The organism is Micromonospora sp. WMMD812 (assembly GCF_027497215.1).
GTDB lineage: Bacteria > Actinomycetota > Actinomycetes > Mycobacteriales > Micromonosporaceae > Micromonospora.
In genome coordinates, this window is the sequence record NZ_CP114904.1 from 5,151,761 (window position 1) to 5,167,306 (window position 15,546).

At 73.1% G+C, this 15,546-nt stretch carries 14 protein-coding genes and 2 pseudogenes; 7 read left to right on the forward strand and 9 right to left on the reverse strand.

The features are described 5' to 3' along the window. Positions 1–4 precede the first annotated feature (4 nt). Positions 5–1,480, forward strand: a complete 1,476-nt coding sequence (locus O7603_RS23820; protein ID WP_281572008.1) for a PrsW family intramembrane metalloprotease — start codon at positions 5–7, stop codon at positions 1,478–1,480. A 94-nt stretch (positions 1,481–1,574) separates the two neighbouring features. Here the strand turns inward: O7603_RS23820 and O7603_RS23825 are convergent, their stop codons facing one another. Then, positions 1,575–1,742: a hypothetical protein gene (locus tag O7603_RS23825; protein WP_281572009.1), complete on the reverse strand. Its 168-nt coding sequence runs from the start codon at positions 1,740–1,742 to the stop codon at positions 1,575–1,577. A gap of 114 nt (positions 1,743–1,856) precedes the next feature. Further along, positions 1,857–2,195: a co-chaperone GroES gene (locus O7603_RS23830; protein ID WP_281572010.1), complete on the reverse strand. Its 339-nt coding sequence runs from the start codon at positions 2,193–2,195 to the stop codon at positions 1,857–1,859. A gap of 158 nt (positions 2,196–2,353) precedes the next feature. On the opposite strand from O7603_RS23830, the gene O7603_RS23835 reads away from it, so the two are divergent. Next, positions 2,354–3,670, forward strand: coding sequence for an AI-2E family transporter (locus O7603_RS23835; RefSeq protein ID WP_281572011.1), 1,317 nt, complete (start codon positions 2,354–2,356; stop codon positions 3,668–3,670). A 24-nt stretch (positions 3,671–3,694) separates the two neighbouring features. On the opposite strand, the pseudogene O7603_RS33080 reads toward O7603_RS23835, so the two are convergent. Further along, positions 3,695–4,375, reverse strand: a pseudogene (locus tag O7603_RS33080) (ATP-dependent DNA helicase); the annotation flags it as partial. Positions 4,376–4,564: 189 nt separating this feature from the next. Further along, positions 4,565–5,905, reverse strand: a pseudogene (locus tag O7603_RS33085) (ATP-dependent DNA helicase); the annotation flags it as partial. A 140-nt stretch (positions 5,906–6,045) separates the two neighbouring features. Here O7603_RS33085 and O7603_RS23845 point away from each other — a divergent pair. Next, entirely contained in the window at positions 6,046–6,552 is a 507-nt protein-coding gene (locus O7603_RS23845; RefSeq protein ID WP_281572013.1) for a DUF402 domain-containing protein, read from the forward strand. A gap of 46 nt (positions 6,553–6,598) precedes the next feature. On the opposite strand, the gene sigJ is transcribed toward O7603_RS23845, so the two are convergent. Beyond that, positions 6,599–7,561: an RNA polymerase sigma factor SigJ gene (gene sigJ / locus O7603_RS23850; protein WP_281572014.1), complete on the reverse strand. Its 963-nt coding sequence runs from the start codon at positions 7,559–7,561 to the stop codon at positions 6,599–6,601. Positions 7,562–7,729: 168 nt separating this feature from the next. Here sigJ and O7603_RS23855 point away from each other — a divergent pair, with 168 nt between their 5' ends. The 3 genes from O7603_RS23855 to O7603_RS23865 all read left to right on the forward strand — a co-directional run bounded on the left by O7603_RS23855 (position 7,730) and on the right by O7603_RS23865 (position 10,498). Then, entirely contained in the window at positions 7,730–8,719 is a 990-nt protein-coding gene (locus tag O7603_RS23855) for a PPK2 family polyphosphate kinase (RefSeq protein ID WP_281572015.1), read from the forward strand. Positions 8,720–8,859: 140 nt separating this feature from the next. After that, complete coding sequence (locus O7603_RS23860) at positions 8,860–9,486, forward strand: DUF47 family protein (protein WP_076466922.1); 627 nt, start codon at positions 8,860–8,862, stop codon at positions 9,484–9,486. A gap of 4 nt (positions 9,487–9,490) precedes the next feature. Further along, entirely contained in the window at positions 9,491–10,498 is a 1,008-nt protein-coding gene (locus O7603_RS23865) for an inorganic phosphate transporter (protein ID WP_281572016.1), read from the forward strand. 53 nt (positions 10,499–10,551) lie between these two features. Here O7603_RS23865 and O7603_RS23870 read toward each other — a convergent pair whose 3' ends face one another. After that, positions 10,552–11,520, reverse strand: coding sequence for a Gfo/Idh/MocA family oxidoreductase (locus O7603_RS23870; RefSeq protein ID WP_281572017.1), 969 nt, complete (start codon positions 11,518–11,520; stop codon positions 10,552–10,554). 71 nt (positions 11,521–11,591) lie between these two features. Between O7603_RS23870 and O7603_RS23875 the strand changes: the two genes are divergently transcribed. Then, positions 11,592–12,425, forward strand: a complete 834-nt coding sequence (locus O7603_RS23875; RefSeq protein WP_281572018.1) for an NUDIX domain-containing protein — start codon at positions 11,592–11,594, stop codon at positions 12,423–12,425. A 122-nt stretch (positions 12,426–12,547) separates the two neighbouring features. Here the strand turns inward: O7603_RS23875 and pstB are convergent, their stop codons facing one another. Genes pstB through pstC form a run of 3 tightly spaced genes read right to left on the reverse strand, consistent with a single transcriptional unit; the run spans position 12,548 to position 15,521 of the window. After that, positions 12,548–13,324, reverse strand: coding sequence for a phosphate ABC transporter ATP-binding protein PstB (gene pstB, locus O7603_RS23880; RefSeq protein ID WP_281576782.1), 777 nt, complete (start codon positions 13,322–13,324; stop codon positions 12,548–12,550). A gap of 20 nt (positions 13,325–13,344) precedes the next feature. Beyond that, complete coding sequence (gene pstA / locus O7603_RS23885) at positions 13,345–14,433, reverse strand: phosphate ABC transporter permease PstA (protein ID WP_281572019.1); 1,089 nt, start codon at positions 14,431–14,433, stop codon at positions 13,345–13,347. Further along, positions 14,430–15,521: a phosphate ABC transporter permease subunit PstC gene (gene pstC, locus O7603_RS23890; RefSeq protein WP_281572020.1), complete on the reverse strand. Its 1,092-nt coding sequence runs from the start codon at positions 15,519–15,521 to the stop codon at positions 14,430–14,432. Before pstC ends, pstA begins: the two co-directional genes overlap by 4 nt. Positions 15,522–15,546: the final 25 nt, after the last annotated feature.

A 15,546-nucleotide genomic window follows, 5' to 3' on the forward strand; every position in this document is an offset into this window, starting at 1 on the left:
ACCGATGCGACCGGAACCGGCGGCCGGGGATGGCTACGCTGACCGCATGGCCGACACCCCGCCCGGCGGAGCCCCACCGTCGCCGCCCGCGCCCTCCGCTCCGCCCGCGCCCGGCGCCGCCCCCCGGATGCCGCTGCGCCGGCTGGGCTGGCGGCGGATCCTGGTGCTCGCGGGGGTGGTGCTCTTCATCGCCGCCTGCGCGGTCTTCATGGTCGTCACGCTGGGCGAGAGCCTCGGCGCCCAGGCGCTGCTGATCGGCCTGGTGGCCGCCATCCTGCCGGTGCCGGTGCTGGTCGCGTGCTTCCTCTGGCTCGACCGGTACGAGCCGGAGCCACTGCCGTACCTGATCTTCTGCTTCGCCTGGGGCGCGTTCGTCTCCACCGCCGCGTCGCTGCGGGTGAACGAGTTCGCTGCCGGCCAGTTCGCCGACTGGGGGCTGCCGACCGCGCTCACCGCCGTGCTCGTCGCGCCGTTCATCGAGGAGTTGACCAAGGCGCTCGGACCGATCCTGCTGCTGATCTTCCGGCGCCGGGAGTGGTCCGGGATCACCGACGGCCTGGTCTACTGCGGGCTCTCCGCGGTCGGCTTCGCCATGGTGGAGAACATCCTCTACCTCGGTGGCTACGGCTACGCGTCCGGCGCGGAGCGGTTCGGGCCGGCCACCGGGGCGCAACAGGTGATCGCCATCTTCATCGTCCGGATCCTGCTGTTCGGTTTCGCCCACCCGCTCTTCACCTCGATGACCGGAGTCGGGCTCGGCATCGCCGCCCGGTCCGCCGACCGCCGGGTACGGGTGCTGGCACCGATCGCCGGGCTGCTGCTGGCGATGATGCTGCACGGCACCTGGAACCTGCTGCCGACGTTGACGCAGGCCACCGGGCAGCTGCTGATCATGCTGTACGGCTTCTTCGGGCTGATGGTGCCGATCTTCTTCGGCATGGTGGGGCTGGCCGTCTGGCTGCGCGCCTGGGAGGGGCGACTCACCGAGCGGCGGCTGCCGGACTACGTCCGCGCCGGCTGGCTGACCCCGCCCGAGGTGGCGGCGCTGAGCAGCCTCGGCCGCCGACACGCGGCCCGGGTCTGGGCCCGGCGGGTCGCCGGCGACGCGGGGGTGCGGGCGATGCGTGGCTACCAGTTCGCGGCCACCCGGCTGGCGCTGCTGCGGGACGGGTCGTTGCGGGGGCTCGACCGTAAGGCGGCGGACCGGGAACGGACCGCCCGGGAGGAACGGGAGCTGTTGGAGGCGATCGGCGCGTACCGGTCGTTCTTCGTCGGTCGAGACCCGCAGGCCCCCGCCGGGGTGTGGGACGGAACCCGCTACCACCTGCGGTTCCCGGACGGCTCGCAGCGCGCGGTGGACCCACCGGACGAGCCGGTGGTGCCGATCCCGGTGGTGCTCGGCGCACCCCCGCCGCCCCCGGAGGCTCACCCCCCGCCCGGCTGGTACGGCCCGCCGCCCGGCTGGCCCGCCCGCTCCTGAGGGCGGCCCGACGCGGCCAGGCGTGCGTCGGCGCGCCTGACGTGCGGCGCCGCGCCGGCTACGCGGCCCGGCGCGGCCCGGCCCGGCCCGGCGGTCAGGTCATCAGGCCGGTGAGGAAGTCGCCGAGGCCCTGGAACATCGCCACCAGGCCGGCGCCGAGGGCCTTGAACATCGACGACGCGCCGTCCGGGCGGAACGCCATGAAGTAGATCAGGAACGCGATGAAGCCCCAGAACAGCAGCTTCCTAATCCACTCCGGCATCGTCGTCCCTCCCCAGGACCGGTGGTGCGGCTGGCTTCCCGGCGGGGAGCGGTGCAAACGACGCCCGTGGGGTCGGCGGCGGGAAAACCGGCCGGCGGCGGCCCCGGGCGGGGTCTAGAGGTAGAGCCCGGTGGAGTTGTTCTCGATCCGCTCGGCGGCGACGGCGTGCACGTCCCGCTCGCGCAGCAGGACGTAGCCCCGACCATGCAGTTCGACCTCCGAGCGGTCGTCCGGGTCGAAGAGCACCCGGTCCCCCGAGACGATCGAGCGGACGTTCGGGCCCACGCCGACGGCGGTCGCCCAGGCCAGCCGCTTACCCACCGCCGCGGTCGCCGGGATCACGATGCCGGCGGTGGAGCGGCGCTCACCCTCGCTCCCCTCCATGCGGACCAGCACCCGGTCGTGCAGCAGGCGGATCGGCAGGCCGGAGTCGAGATCGTCGTCGGCGGTCACGCCGCAGACGCTACCGTGTCGCCGGCGGCGCCAGGCCGGTGGTTGCCGGGGTGGTGAACGGGGCAATGGGTGGCGGAAATGCCCTACGGTGGTGCGGGTCGGCGTATGCTGTCCGACCTGTCGCCGTGGGCGGACCGTCGTCTTGCCAGGAGGTGCGCTTGAGCCGCTTCGAGCGGGTACGCGGCCGGCTGCGCCGCGCGTACGAGTCGGGACGGCATTCGGTGCGGGCCGGGGGCTCCAGGCCCGCCGACGCGCCGGAGCAGCAGGAGCAGCCGGCGCGGGCCGCGGTGGCCTCACCGGAGTCGCCCGGGCCGGTGGCGCCCCCGACGGCGACCGTGGTCGGTGCCCCGCCCCCCGCCGCGATGCACGCCTCCACCGCCAGCCGGGACGACGCCGACGTGCCGCACGCGCTGCGGATCGCCGCCGCCTGGTCGTGGCGTCTCATCGTGGTCGGCGTGGTGGCGTGGGCGCTCCTGAGGATCGTCGGCACGATCAGCATCGTCGTCATCCCGCTGGCCATCGCGCTGCTGCTCTCCGCCCTGCTCGCGCCGGCGGTCGGGTGGCTGCTGCGGGCCCGCTTCCCCCGGTCGCTGGCGACCGGGGTGGTGCTCGTCGGCGGCCTCGCCGCGGTGGTCGGCACGCTGACCCTGGTGGTCAACGAGTTCGTCCGGGGCGTGCCGGAGCTGAGCGACAAGTCCTCGGAGGGTGTCCGGCAGATCCAGAACTGGCTCAAGACGGGCCCGCTGCACCTCTCCGACACGCAGCTCGACCGCTACATCGACGAGGCGCAGGGCTGGATCAACGACAACACCGGCCGTTTCACCAGCGCGGCGACCACGACCGCCGCCACGCTCGCCGAGGTGCTCACCGGCACCATCCTGGTGCTGTTCGCCACGTTCTTCTTCCTCCGGGACGGCAGCCGGATCTGGCGCTTCCTGGTCCGGCTGCTGCCCGTGGCCGCACGCTGGAAGGTCGACGACGCGGGCCGGGCCTCCTGGGCGACGCTCGGGGCCTACGTCCGGGCGACCGTGCTGGTGGCCTTCATCGACGCGGTCGGCATCGGCATCTTCCTGGTCATCTTCGACGTCCCGTTCGCCTTCCCGCTCGCCGCGCTGGTCTTCCTCGGCGCGTTCATCCCGATCGTCGGGGCGGCGCTCTCCGGCGGCGTCGCGGTGCTGGTGGCGCTGGTGGACAGCGGCCCGGTCACCGCGCTGATCATCCTGGGCGCGGTGATCGGCGTGCAGCAGCTGGAGGGTCACGTGCTCCAGCCGCTGATCATGGGACGGGCGGTGGCCATCCACCCGCTCGCGGTGATCATCGGCATCGCGGCCGGGGTCGTGCTCGCCGGCATCACCGGCGCGCTGGTGGCCGTGCCGTTGATCGCGGTGCTGAACACGGCCGTCCGCCGGCTGGCCGCGCGTACGGTGCCGGACACTCCGCCGGACGCCGTGGTGGTCGCCTCCCAGGCACCCTGACCGGCGCGGCTCGCGAGGGCCGCGTCAGGCCTTGGCGAGGCGCTGCAGGGCGCCGCGGGCGACCTCGGGGCGGGTGGTGTACCAGAACGGGGGCAGTGAGCGGCGCAGGAACGGGCCGTAGCCGCGTGCGGTCTCCAGCCGCGAGTCGAGCACGGCGACCACCCCCCGGTCGCCGGTGGCCCGGATCAGGCGCCCCACCCCCTGAGCCAGCCGGATCGCGGCGATCGGCACGCTGACGGCGGCGAAGCCGGAGCCGCCGCTCGCGTCCACCACCGCGGCCCGGGCCGCCGCCAGCGGCTCGTCGGGGCGGGGGAACGGCAGCCGGTCGATCACCACGAGCTGGCAGGAGTCGCCCGGCACGTCGACCCCCTGCCAGAGCGACATCACCCCGAACAGGCAGCTGGCCCGCTCCTCCCGGAACCGGCGGACCAGCAGCGGGAGGGCCTCCTCGCCCTGCAACAGCACCGGCAGGTCGGTCCGCGCGCGGAGCAGCTCCGCCGCCTGCTGCGCGGCCCGTCGGGAGGAGAAGAGGCCGAGCGTACGCCCACCAAGCGCCTCGACCAGCCCGAGCAGCTCCTCGCCGGCCGCGTCGGGCAGCCCGGAGACGCTCGGCCGGGGCAGGTGCCCGGCGACGTAGAGGATGCCCTGCCGCGCGTAGTCGAACGGTGAGCCGACGTCCAGTGACCGCCAACCCGGGCCGCTGGTGGCCGGCACGCCCGGCGTCGGGCGCCCATCCGCGGCATCGCCCGGCGTGCCCGTCCGCCCGTCGCCGGCGGTACGGCCCGGGCGCGGCCCCGGCCCGCCCGGGCCCGATCTGTCGTCGTCGCGGCCGGCGCGCCCGGTGGACGCGGCCAGCGCGGCGGCGGCCGGCGACGGTGGTGCCGGGGGAGGGGCGTCCAGCCCGAGCGCCCGGGCCACCGTGTCGAAGCGGCCGCCGAGGGTGAGGGTGGCCGAGGTGGCCACCACGGTGCGCTCGTCGTAGAGGTGGGTGGCGAGGGTGCCGGCGACCGAGAGCGGGGCCACCACCAGGGCACGCCGGCCGCCGTTGTCGGGCTTCTCCACCCAGGCCACGTCGTGCTCGTTCTCCTCCAGCAACCGCTGCGCGGTCGTCGACAGCTCGTCGAGCACGGCCTTGGCCTGCTGCTTGCGCACCGGGTCGGGATCATCGGCCTTGATGTCGCCGATCGCGTCGAGCGCGGCCCGGGTGGCCGCGTCGAGCAGGGTGCAGGCCTCGCGCAGCGGCGCCGGCAGCCCGGCGGTGAGCCGCCCGGCCGGGGCTTCGGCCAGGCCCACGGCGAGGGCGTCACCGGCGGCGGTGAGCGCCTCGGCGGTCTCCGGCCGCAGCAGCGGCCGGCCGCGACGGGCGGACCGGTCGATCAGCTCCGGCACCAGCTCGGCCTGGGCGGCCGAGGAGACCCGGTCGGCGAGCTCGTGCGCCTCGTCGACGACCAGCAGCTTGTGCGGCGGCACGATCTGCCGCCCGGCCAGCATGTCGACCGCGAGCAGGCTGTGGTTGGTCACCACGATGTCCGCCTCCCGGGCGCGGGCCCGGGACGCCTCGGCGAAGCACTCGGGGCCGAACGGGCAGCGGCCCGCTCCCACGCACTCGCGCGCGGGCATCGAGACCAACCGCCACGCCTGGTCGTCGACGCCCGGGTCCAACTCGTCGCGGTCGCCGGTTTCGGTCTCCGCCGCCCAGTCCCGCAGCCGCTGCACCTGCTTGCCCAGCCGACCGGCCTCGCCGAGCCACTTCCCGGCGGCGGGGCGGGCGGGGGCGTCGAAGAGCGTGTCCTCCGGCTCCTCCTCGGTCGAGTTGTCCAGCCGGGCCAGGCACAGGTAGTGGTGGCGCCCCTTGAGCACCGCGAAGGTGGGCCGACGGCCGAGCACCGGCTCGACCGCGTCGGCCAGCCGGGGCAGGTCGTGGTCGACGAGCTGCGACTGCAGGGCCAGGGTGGCGGTGGAGACCACCACCGGGCCGTCGACGGTGAGAGCCGGCGCGAGGTACGCCAACGACTTGCCGGTGCCCGTGCCGGCCTGGACCAGCAGGTGCTCGCCGGAGGCCACGCACTCCTCGATGGCCGTCGCCATCTCCTGCTGGCCGGGGCGGGCGGCCCCGCCGGGCACCGCGCCCACGGCCGCCGCGAGCAGGTCGGCCCCGCTCGCCCGGGCGCCCCGGCGCCGTCCCGCGCGGGCCGAGGGAACGGTGGAACCGGTGGCGGCGCGGGGCGGAGTCACCGTGCGACGGTACCCGTCGCCGCCGACACGGGCCGCGCCGCTCCGCCCGCGTGGCGCGCTCGGGCTGCGGATTTTTCGACCGGCCCGTCCGGTTACGTGGGCGCTACGACGAGTGGGTGGCATCGGTTAGGGTGCGACTCATGCCGAGCGACGTGGTCCGCGTGATCTACCGCAAGTACGACGGCAGCGCCCACCGCGACTACCCGGCCCGTCGGCTCGCCGAGGACGACCTCGGCGTCTGGCTCGGCGTCCCCGCCGGCACCAAGTCGGTCTACCACGGCCGGCCCTCGGTGGAGCAGATCCCGTTCGTCCTCCTGGTGCCGCACCATGCCTGGTGGACCGGCATGTTCAACCCGCCGCCGCGCACCAGCGAGGTCTACTGCGACATCGCCAGCCCGGCCCGCTGGGAGTCGGACGACACGGTCCACCTCTTCGACCTGGACCTGGACGTGGTCCGACGCCGGGCCACCGGCGCCGTCGAGCTGCGCGACGAGGACGAGTTCGCCGAGCACCGGCTCCGGTTCGGCTACCCGGAGGACTTGGTGGTCGAGGCGGAGGCGGCGGCCCGGTGGCTCTTCGGGGCGCTCGGCGACGGCACGGAGCCCTTCGCCACCTCGTACCGGAAGTGGCTGGCCCTGGTCGTCTGAGCCGGGCGCGCGGGGGTGGCCGGGTCGGCGACGGCGGCAGCAGGAGTCACCAGCGGGGCGGCCACTCGTCCGTCGGGGCGAGCGGCGGCAGATCGCCCAGCTTGTCCGGGTTGAGCTGGTTGAACATCGCGGTGATCCGGCCTCCGTCCACGGCGAAGGCGGTGATCACCCGGATCGGTCGGCCGTCGGTGTGCACCATCTCCGTCTGGAGCCCGAGCACGCCGTCCACCAGCACCGGCCGTGCCAGCAACCGCTGGTGGTAGCGGCCGGCCCGCCCGAAGAGCCCGAGGGTGAAGCGGCCGACCGCGCTCGCGCCGACGACCGGCCGGCGGGCCGCCGGGAACTGCCCGCCGCTGTCGCCGATCGAGACCACGTCCGGGGCGAGCACCTGGAGAAGGCGGTCCAGTTCGCCGGACTCGGCGGCGTCGACGAATGCCGCGACGACCCGCCGCTGCTCGGCCGGGTCGGCGGTGTGTCGGGGCACGTCGGGCGCGCTGACCGTCCGTCGGGCCCGGGAGGCGAGCTGCCGGGCGGCGGCGTCGGTGGTGCCGAGCACCTCGGCGACCCGGGCGAACGGCACGGCGAACACGTCGTGCAGGACGAACGCGACCCGCTGCTCCGGTGGCAGCCGCTCCAGCACCACCAGCAGGGCGGTGCCGAGCTGGTCGGTGCGGACGGCCCGCTCGGCCGGGTCCGGGGCGTACCCGTCGGGTCGTCCGGTCTCCAGCGGGGTGACGATCGGCTCCGGCAACCACTGGCCGACGTACGCCTCCCGGCGTACCCGCGCGGAGCGGAGCACGTCCAGGCAGATCCGGGCGCAGGCGGTGGTCAGCCAGGCGCGCAGATCCCGGATCTCGGCGCGGGCGGCCGGGTCGGCGAGCGCGTTCGCGTACCGCAGCCAGGTCTCCTGCACGGCGTCCTCGGCCTCGCTGCGGCTGCCGAGCATCCGGTGGGCCACCGCCAGCAGCCGCCCCCGCTCGGCCTCGAACTCCGTCGCCAGATCCCGCACCACGCGCTCCTCCCACCGGCCGACCGCCCCAGGCACACATCCTCCCGCCCATGGGACCGTCCTGCCGCCCCGAATGTGACAGCGGTGATCCGACCTGGCGCCGACCGAGGCGGGACCGGGCCGGCCGGCGGGCGGGCGGATCCGGGGCAGGTGGGTGATGATCCGGGGATGAGCGCACCTCGGGAGACGCGGATCGTGCCGCCGGCCGGCGGCCCCGTACGGGAACTGCTGCGGGTGACCGCACCGGTCGACCTCGACAGCATCGACCCACGGTCGACGCCGGGCCTCCCCGGGCCGGTGGTGACCGGCGAGCCCCGGAAGGCCTGGGCCCGGGAGCAGGTCGAGGTGATCGGCGCCGAGCTCGGCCGCCAGCAGGAGATGCTCTACGCCACCGCGAAAGCCGCCGAGGCCGGATCGGGCGCCGCGGACGGCCCCGGCGCGCCGGGCGGGTCGCGCGGGGCGGCCGGCGACCACCCGCCGCGCCGCGTGCTGCTCGTGCTCCAGGCGATGGACTGCGGCGGCAAGGACGGCACGATCAAGCGGGTAGCCGGCGCGATGAACCCGCTCGGCATGCACATCCGCTCGTTCGGCCCGCCGAACCCCGAGGAGCTGCGGCACGACTTTCTGTGGCGGATCCGGCGGGCGTTGCCGCCGCCGGGCTACGTGGGCGTCTTCAACCGCTCGCACTACGAGGACGTGCTGGCGGCCCGGGTGGGGTCGCTGGTGCCGGAGCCGGTCTGGCGGGCCCGGTACGACGAGATCAACGCCTTCGAGCGCGAGTTGACCGACGGCGGGGTGACGGTGGTCAAGGTGATGCTTCACATCTCCTACGCCGAGCAGGGGGTCCGGCTCCTGGAGCGTCTCGACGACCCCCGCAAGCACTGGAAGTACAACCCCTCGGACGTGGACGCCCGAGCCCGCTGGGACGACTACCAGGCCGCGTACGCCGACGCGCTCGGCCGGTGCGGCACGGACGCGGCACCCTGGTTCGTGGTGCCGGCCGACCGGAAGTGGTACCGGGACTGGGCGGTGTCCCACCTGCTCCGCGAGACGTTCGACACTCTCGACCTGGGGTATCCGCCAGCCGGTTTCGACCTCGCGCGGGAACGCGAGCGGCTGCGGTCTGGGAATGTGGGTGTGGGCGGACGCCTGAGATGAACGACAGATTAACTAGCGGTTAATGAGGCCTGGCTGGGGGTGGGCCGGCGAATGCCCGCCGCGGCGGTTACCTAGCATTCCCAGGGCAGGTGCCCCCAAGGCCTCCGCCACCCTTCCACCGACACCACGAGGTCCGTGCTGTGAAGTTTTCCTTCCGCCCCACCGAGGGCGCCTTCTACGAGCTCTTCACCAGGGCCGCGCAGAACCTGGTCCGGGGCACCGAGCTGCTCAACGAGCTGGCCCTGCCGGGGGTCGAGGTGCAGTCCGTCAGCGAGCGGCTCACCGAGGTGGAGCACGACAGCGACCAGATCACCCACGAGCTGTACAAGAAGATCAACTCTACCTTCATCACGCCCTTCGACCGGGAGGACATCTACCGGCTCGGCTCGCTGCTGGACGACGTGATGGACCACCTCGAGGCGGTCGGGAACCTGCTCTACCTGTACGGCCTGACCAAGCTGCCGTCGCTGCCCCGGGAGATGCACGAGCTGGTCAACGTGCTCGACCAGCAGGCGAAGCTGACCGCCGAGGCGATGCCCCGGCTCAAGTCGATGAAGGACCTCGAGGACTACTGGATCGAGTGCAACCGGCTCGAGAACGACGGCGACCAGGCGTACCGGATGCTGCTGGTCCGGCTCTTCTCCGGTGAGTACGACGCCCTGACCGTGCTGAAGATGAAGGAGGTCGCCGACGAACTGGAGGCCGCCTGCGACGCCTTCGAGCACGTGGCCAACACCGTCGAGACCATCGCGGTCAAGGAGTCCTGATCCTGTGACACCCGAACTCATCGCCGTGCTGGCGGTGATCGTGGTCGCACTGGTGTTCGACTACACCAACGGCTTCCATGACGCCGCCAACGCGATCGCGACCAGCGTCTCCACCCGGGCGCTGACACCCCGGATCGCCCTGTTGCTGGCCGCGGTCGGCAACTTCTTCGGCGCCCACTTCGGCGCCGGCGTGGCGAAGACGGTCGGCGACGGCCTGGTGACGCTGCCCACCGGGGTGGCCAGCCTGGGGGTGGTCTTCGCGGGCGTGCTCGGGGCCATCGCCTGGAACCTGATCACCTGGTACTTCGGCCTGCCCTCGTCGTCCTCGCACGCGCTCTTCGGCGGCCTGGTCGGCGCCACCCTGCTCGCCGCCGGCGGCGTCGTGCAGTGGGCGAACATCGTGGCCAAGGTCATCATTCCGATGGTGCTCTCACCGATCGTCGGCCTGACCCTCGGCTACCTGGTCATGCTGGCAATCCTCTGGCTGTTCCGGAAGGGGCAGCCCGGAAAGCTCAACCGCGGCTTCCGCTGGGCGCAGACCGTCTCGGCGGCCGCGATGTCGGTCGGCCACGGCATGCAGGACGCCGCGAAGACCATGGGCATCGTGGTCCTGGCCCTCTACACCGGCGGCTTCCAGGACGACAAGACGCACATCCCCGGCTGGGTCTTCTGGACCTCCGCGACGATGCTGGCGCTCGGCACGTACGCCGGCGGTTGGCGGATCATCCGCACGCTCGGCCGCAAGATCATCGACCTCGGCCCGCCCGAGGGCTTCGCCGCCGAGACGGTGGCCAGCGCGGTGCTCTACTTCAACGCCCTGGTGCTGAAGGCGCCGATCTCCACCACGCACACCATCACCTCGGCGATCATGGGCGTGGGCGCGACGAAGCGGCTCTCCGCGGTCCGCTGGAACGTCGCCGGCAACATCGTGCTGGCGTGGATCATCACGTTCCCGGCCGCCGCGCTGATCGCCTGCATCGCGTACCTGTTGGTCCGTCCGGTCTTCGGCTGACCGTCGGCGACCCGAGAAGGCCCCCCGCGTGGCGCGGGGGGCCTTCCGCCGTCTCAGGCGTACTCGACGCCGATCTGGGCGCGGATCGTGTCGAGCAGGGTCATGATCTCCAGGGTGGTCGAGTGCGGCACCAGTGGGCTCTCGGTGAGCCCGGCCGCCAGGCAGCGCTGCACCTCCACCGCCTCGTGCTGATAGCCGCCGCCGGTCAGGTCGGCGGCGACCGTCTCCGGCTCCGCGCCGGAACGGTGCAGGATCAGCGACGGCGGCCGGAAGAACGGCGCCGGCAGGTCGATCCGGCCGGCGGTGCCGGTGACCGAGGCGACCAGCGGGGTGGCTCCGAGGATCCCGCAGCTCAGCGTGGCGACCGCGCCGGTGTCGTAGCCGAGGACGACGCCGGTGTTCTCGTCCACCCCCTCCGGGCTCAGCTTCGCCCAGGACCGGACGTGCTGCGGCACCCCGAGCAGCAGGTGCGCCAGGCTCAGCGGGTAGACGCCCAGGTCGAGCAGGGCGCCCCCGCCCAGCACCCGGGCCCGCATGCGGTGCTCCGGCGGGAACGGTCCGGCCACCCCGAAGTCGGCCTGCACGCTCGTCACCGTGCCGATCGCCCCCTCGGCGATCAACTGCACCATGCGCAGGATCAGCGGGTTCGTCCGCATCCACATGGCCTCCATGAGGAAGACCCCGCCCGCGCGGGCCGTCTCGATCAGCTCGGTGCTGGTCGCCAGGTCGAGCGTGAACGGCTTCTCCAGCAGCACCGCCCGTCCGGCGGCCAGGCAGGTCATGGCGGCCTCGTGGTGCGCGGCGTGCGGCGTCGCCACGTACACCACGTCCACCTCCGGATCCGCCGCCAGCTCCGCCCAGGAGCCGTACGCCCGCGCGGCGCCGTGACGGTCGGCGAACCGCTTGGCGGTCTCCAGGGTGCGGGAACCGACCGCGACGAGTTCGGCGCCCGGCGCCAGCCGGAGGTCTTCGGCGAACCGACCGGCGATGTGGCCGGTGGCCAGGATGCCCCAACGAGTCATGCCGGCAACGCTAGCGAAGGCCGGCGGGCGGCCGATCGGATGATCCGCGCATCGGGAACTAGGCTCGCGTCATGACGATCGACCGCGACGGCTTCGCCGCGCCGCCGGCCCTGGTGGAGCACGCCCGGCGGTTCCGGGCCGAGGGCGGCGTGCCCGCGGTGCCCCGGGTGGCGGCGACCGTGCTGCTGCTCCGCCCGGCCGGCGCCGAGTTCGAGGTCTACCTGATCCGCCGGGTCGCGGCGATGGCCTTCGGCGGGATGTACGCCTTCCCCGGCGGCGGGGTGGACCGGTCGGACTCTCAGGCGCACCTGGACTGGGCCGGTCCGACGCCGGCGGAGTGGGGCGGGCGGCTCGGGCTCGCGCCGGACGCCGCCCAGGCGGTGGTCTGCGCCGCCGCCCGCGAGGTCTTCGAGGAGGCGGGTGTGCTGCTCGCCGGCGCGGACGCGGCCAGCGTGCTCGGCGACGTGAGCGGGGACGACTGGGAGACCGCCCGGGTCGCGCTGGAGCAGCACCGGGGCGGCTTCGCCGACCTGCTCGCCGAGCGGAGCCTCACCCTCCGCTCCGACCTGCTGCTGCCGTGGAGCCGGTGGATCACCCCGGAGTTCGAGCCGCGCCGCTTCGACACGTACTTTTTCGTCGCCCTGCTGCCCGAGGGGCAGCGGACCCGGGACGTCTCCGGCGAGGCCGACCACACGTTGTGGATCCGGCCGGCGGAGGCGCGGGCCCGGGCCGCGGCGGGCGAGCTGACCATGCTGCCGCCGACCCTGGTCACGCTGGGCCAGGTGGCGGCCGCCGACGACCTGGCCGGCGTGGTACGGGCGGCGGCCACCCGGGACGCCGCGACCCCGGTCACGCCGCGCCTGGAGCTGCCCCCGGACGGCGACCCCCGTTTCCTGCTCGCCTGACCGGCCCGGGCCGGCCCGGCGGCAGTGGCGCCCGGTAGCGGCCGGCCCCGGATATGGAGAGAGTGGCCACCCCCCTTGAATGGCCACTCTCTCCGCCGAAGGCGGGCTTTCCGGTCCGCGGCTCAGCCGAAGCGACCGGTGATGTAGTCCTCGGTCTTCTTCACGCTCGGGTTGCTGAAGATCTTCTGGGTGTTGTCGTACTCGATCAGCCGGCCCGGGTCGCCGGTCTTCTCGATCGAGAAGAACGCCGTCCGGTCGGAGACCCGGGCAGCCTGCTGCATGTTGTGCGTGACGATGATGATCGTGAACTTGTCCTTGAGCTGGAACATCAGGTCCTCGATGGCCAGCGTGGAGATCGGGTCGAGCGCCGAGCAGGGCTCGTCCATGAGCACGACCTGCGGCTCGACCGCGATGGTCCGGGCGATGCAGAGGCGCTGCTGCTGACCGCCGGAGAGGCCGGCACCCGGCTTGCCCAGCCGGTCCTTGACCTCGTCCCACAGGTTCGCCGAACGGAGCGCCTTCTCCGCCGCCTCGTCCAGGAGCGACTTCCGCCGCACACCGTTGAGCCGCAGCCCGGCCACCACGTTCTCGTAGATGCTCATGGTGGGGAACGGGTTCGGCCGCTGGAAGACCATGCCGATCATCCGCCGGACCGCGGTGACGTCGACGTCCCGGTCGTAGATGTCCTGGTCGTCGATGGTGAGGCTGCCCTCCACCCGGGCGTCCGGAAGCACCTCGTGCATCCGGTTGATCGAGCGGAGGAAGGTGGACTTGCCGCAGCCGGACGGGCCGATGAGGGCGGTGACCGTCTTCGGCTCGACGGTCAGGTTGATGTTCTCGATCGCCTTGAAGGCGCCGTAGTAGGCGGTGACGTTCGAGGCTTCGATGCGCTTGGCCATGGTGGTGGTACCTCCGGGGTTCATCGGCCGAGGCGGTTGCGACGGGCCAGCAGCTTCGCCGCGATCGTCAGGATCAGCACGAGAGCGACCAGGGTCAGCGCCGCCGTCCACGCCCGCGCCGGCGAGTACCGCGACGCGTCCCCGGCCTGCTGGTAGACGAAGAGGGCCAGTGACGACTGGTTGTTCTCGAACGGGTTGAAGTTGATCGCCGCGCCACCGCCGGCGACGAGCAGCACCGGCGCCGTCTCACCGGCCGCGCGGGCGATGGCGAGCATCACGCCGGTCACGATGCCGGGCAGCGCGGTCGGCAGCACGATCCGCAGGATCGTCTTCCACTTCGGCACACCCAGGGCGTACGCGCCCTCGCGCAGGGGCGCCGGGACGAGGCGCAGCATCTCCTCGGTCGAGCGGACCACGGTGGGCAGCATGAGCACGCTCAGCGCGAGCGCGGCGGCGAAGCCGGAGAAGCTCGGCCGGCCGTCGTTGAACCACGGCGACACGATCAGCACCCAGAACGCCAGCACGAAGAGGCCGGAGACGATCGACGGGATGCCGGTCATCACGTCGACGAAGAACCGGATCGCGAAGGCGAACCGGCCCCGGCCGTACTCGACCACGTAGATGGCGCAGAGGATGCCGAGCGGGACGGTGATCAGGGTGGCGATGCCGACCTGCTCCAGGGTGCCCACGATCGCGTGGTACGCCCCACCGTTCTGGTCCCGGGCCCCGATGTTGTTCATCGAGCTGAGGAAGAAGTCGCCGTCCAGTCGCTCGACGCCCTTGCTGACCAGCGTCCAGACCACTGACGCGAGCGGCAGCACGGCCAGGACGAACGCCGAGTGGATCAGCGCGCTCCAGGTGCGGTTGCGGGCCGAGCGGCGCCCCTCGACCGCGTTCGCGGCGGCGAAGAGGCCGGCCAGGTAGAGCAGCGCCCCGAGCACCACGACCAGCACCGGGCCGCCGATGCCGGTGCCGTAGACCACGGCGCCGGCGAGCAGCAGGGCGACCAGCGCGATGATCGGCGATGCGTACCAGGGCAGCCGCTTCGCCCGCAGGGTGGCCGGCTGGGCGGCCGGGCGGGGGCGGTGGCTGGTGAGTGTGGTGCTCATGCGGCCGACTCCGTGAACTCCCGGCGGCGATAGATGATCGCCCGCGCGGTGATATTGACGATCAGGGTGATGGCGAAGAGCACGAGGCCGGAGGCGATCAGCGCGCCCCGGCCGGTCTCGTTGGCCTCGCCGAACGCGTTGGCGATGTTCGCGGCGATGGTGTTGCCACCGTTCTGGATCAGGTTGAACGAGATGCCGAACGTGATGCCGAGCGTCATCGCGAGCGCGATGGTCTCACCGAGCGCGCGGCCCAGGCCGAGCATCACCGCGGCGAGGATGCCGGGGCGTCCGTACGGGAGCACGGCCGTGCGGATCATCTCCCACCGCGTGGCGCCGAGGGCGAGCGCGGCCTCCTCGTTGGCGGTCGGCGTCTGCAGGAACACCTCGCGGGAGAGCGAGGTGATGATCGGCAGCACCATGATCGCGAGGACCAGCGCGCCGAGCATGATCGACTTACCGAAGGGTCCGTCGCCGCCGAAGATCGGGAGCCAACTGAAGTACTTGTTCAGCCAGACCGAGAAGTCCCGGACCGGGTTGATGAAGATGTCCCGGCCCCAGAGGCCGAAGACGACGCTCGGCACGGCGGCGAGCAGGTCGATGAGGAAACCGAGCGTGGTGCCCACCCGGCGCGGCGCGTAGTGCGAGAGGTAGAGCGCGATGCCCAGCGCCACCGGCACCGCGATCAGCAGGGCCAGGGCGGAGCTGAGCACGGTGCCGAAGGCGAGCGTGCCGATGCCGAACTTCGGCTCCGCCTCGTTGGGCGACCAGCCCTCGTAGGTCCAGAAGTTCTCGGTGTCGGCACGCAGCGCCGGCACCGCCTTGGCGATCAGGAAGACCGCGATCGCCGCGATGATGACCAGCACGGCGGTGCCGGCGGCCATGGTGAGGCCGCGGAAGGCCCGCTCGGCGCCGAACTTGCGGGACTTGGGCAGCGCGCCGCCGCCGCCCAGCCCGGTGCCGCCCGGGGTGCGGGTGCTGACTGGTGCTTCGGCCGTACGCGCCGAGGCACCGGCGGGCCACTCGTGACTCTGGGTCACGCGGGTCCCGCCGGTGCCGGCGTCGGCCGAGCGGTGGGGGGTTTCACCCATCTGCTCGCTCGATTCGGTTGCGGAG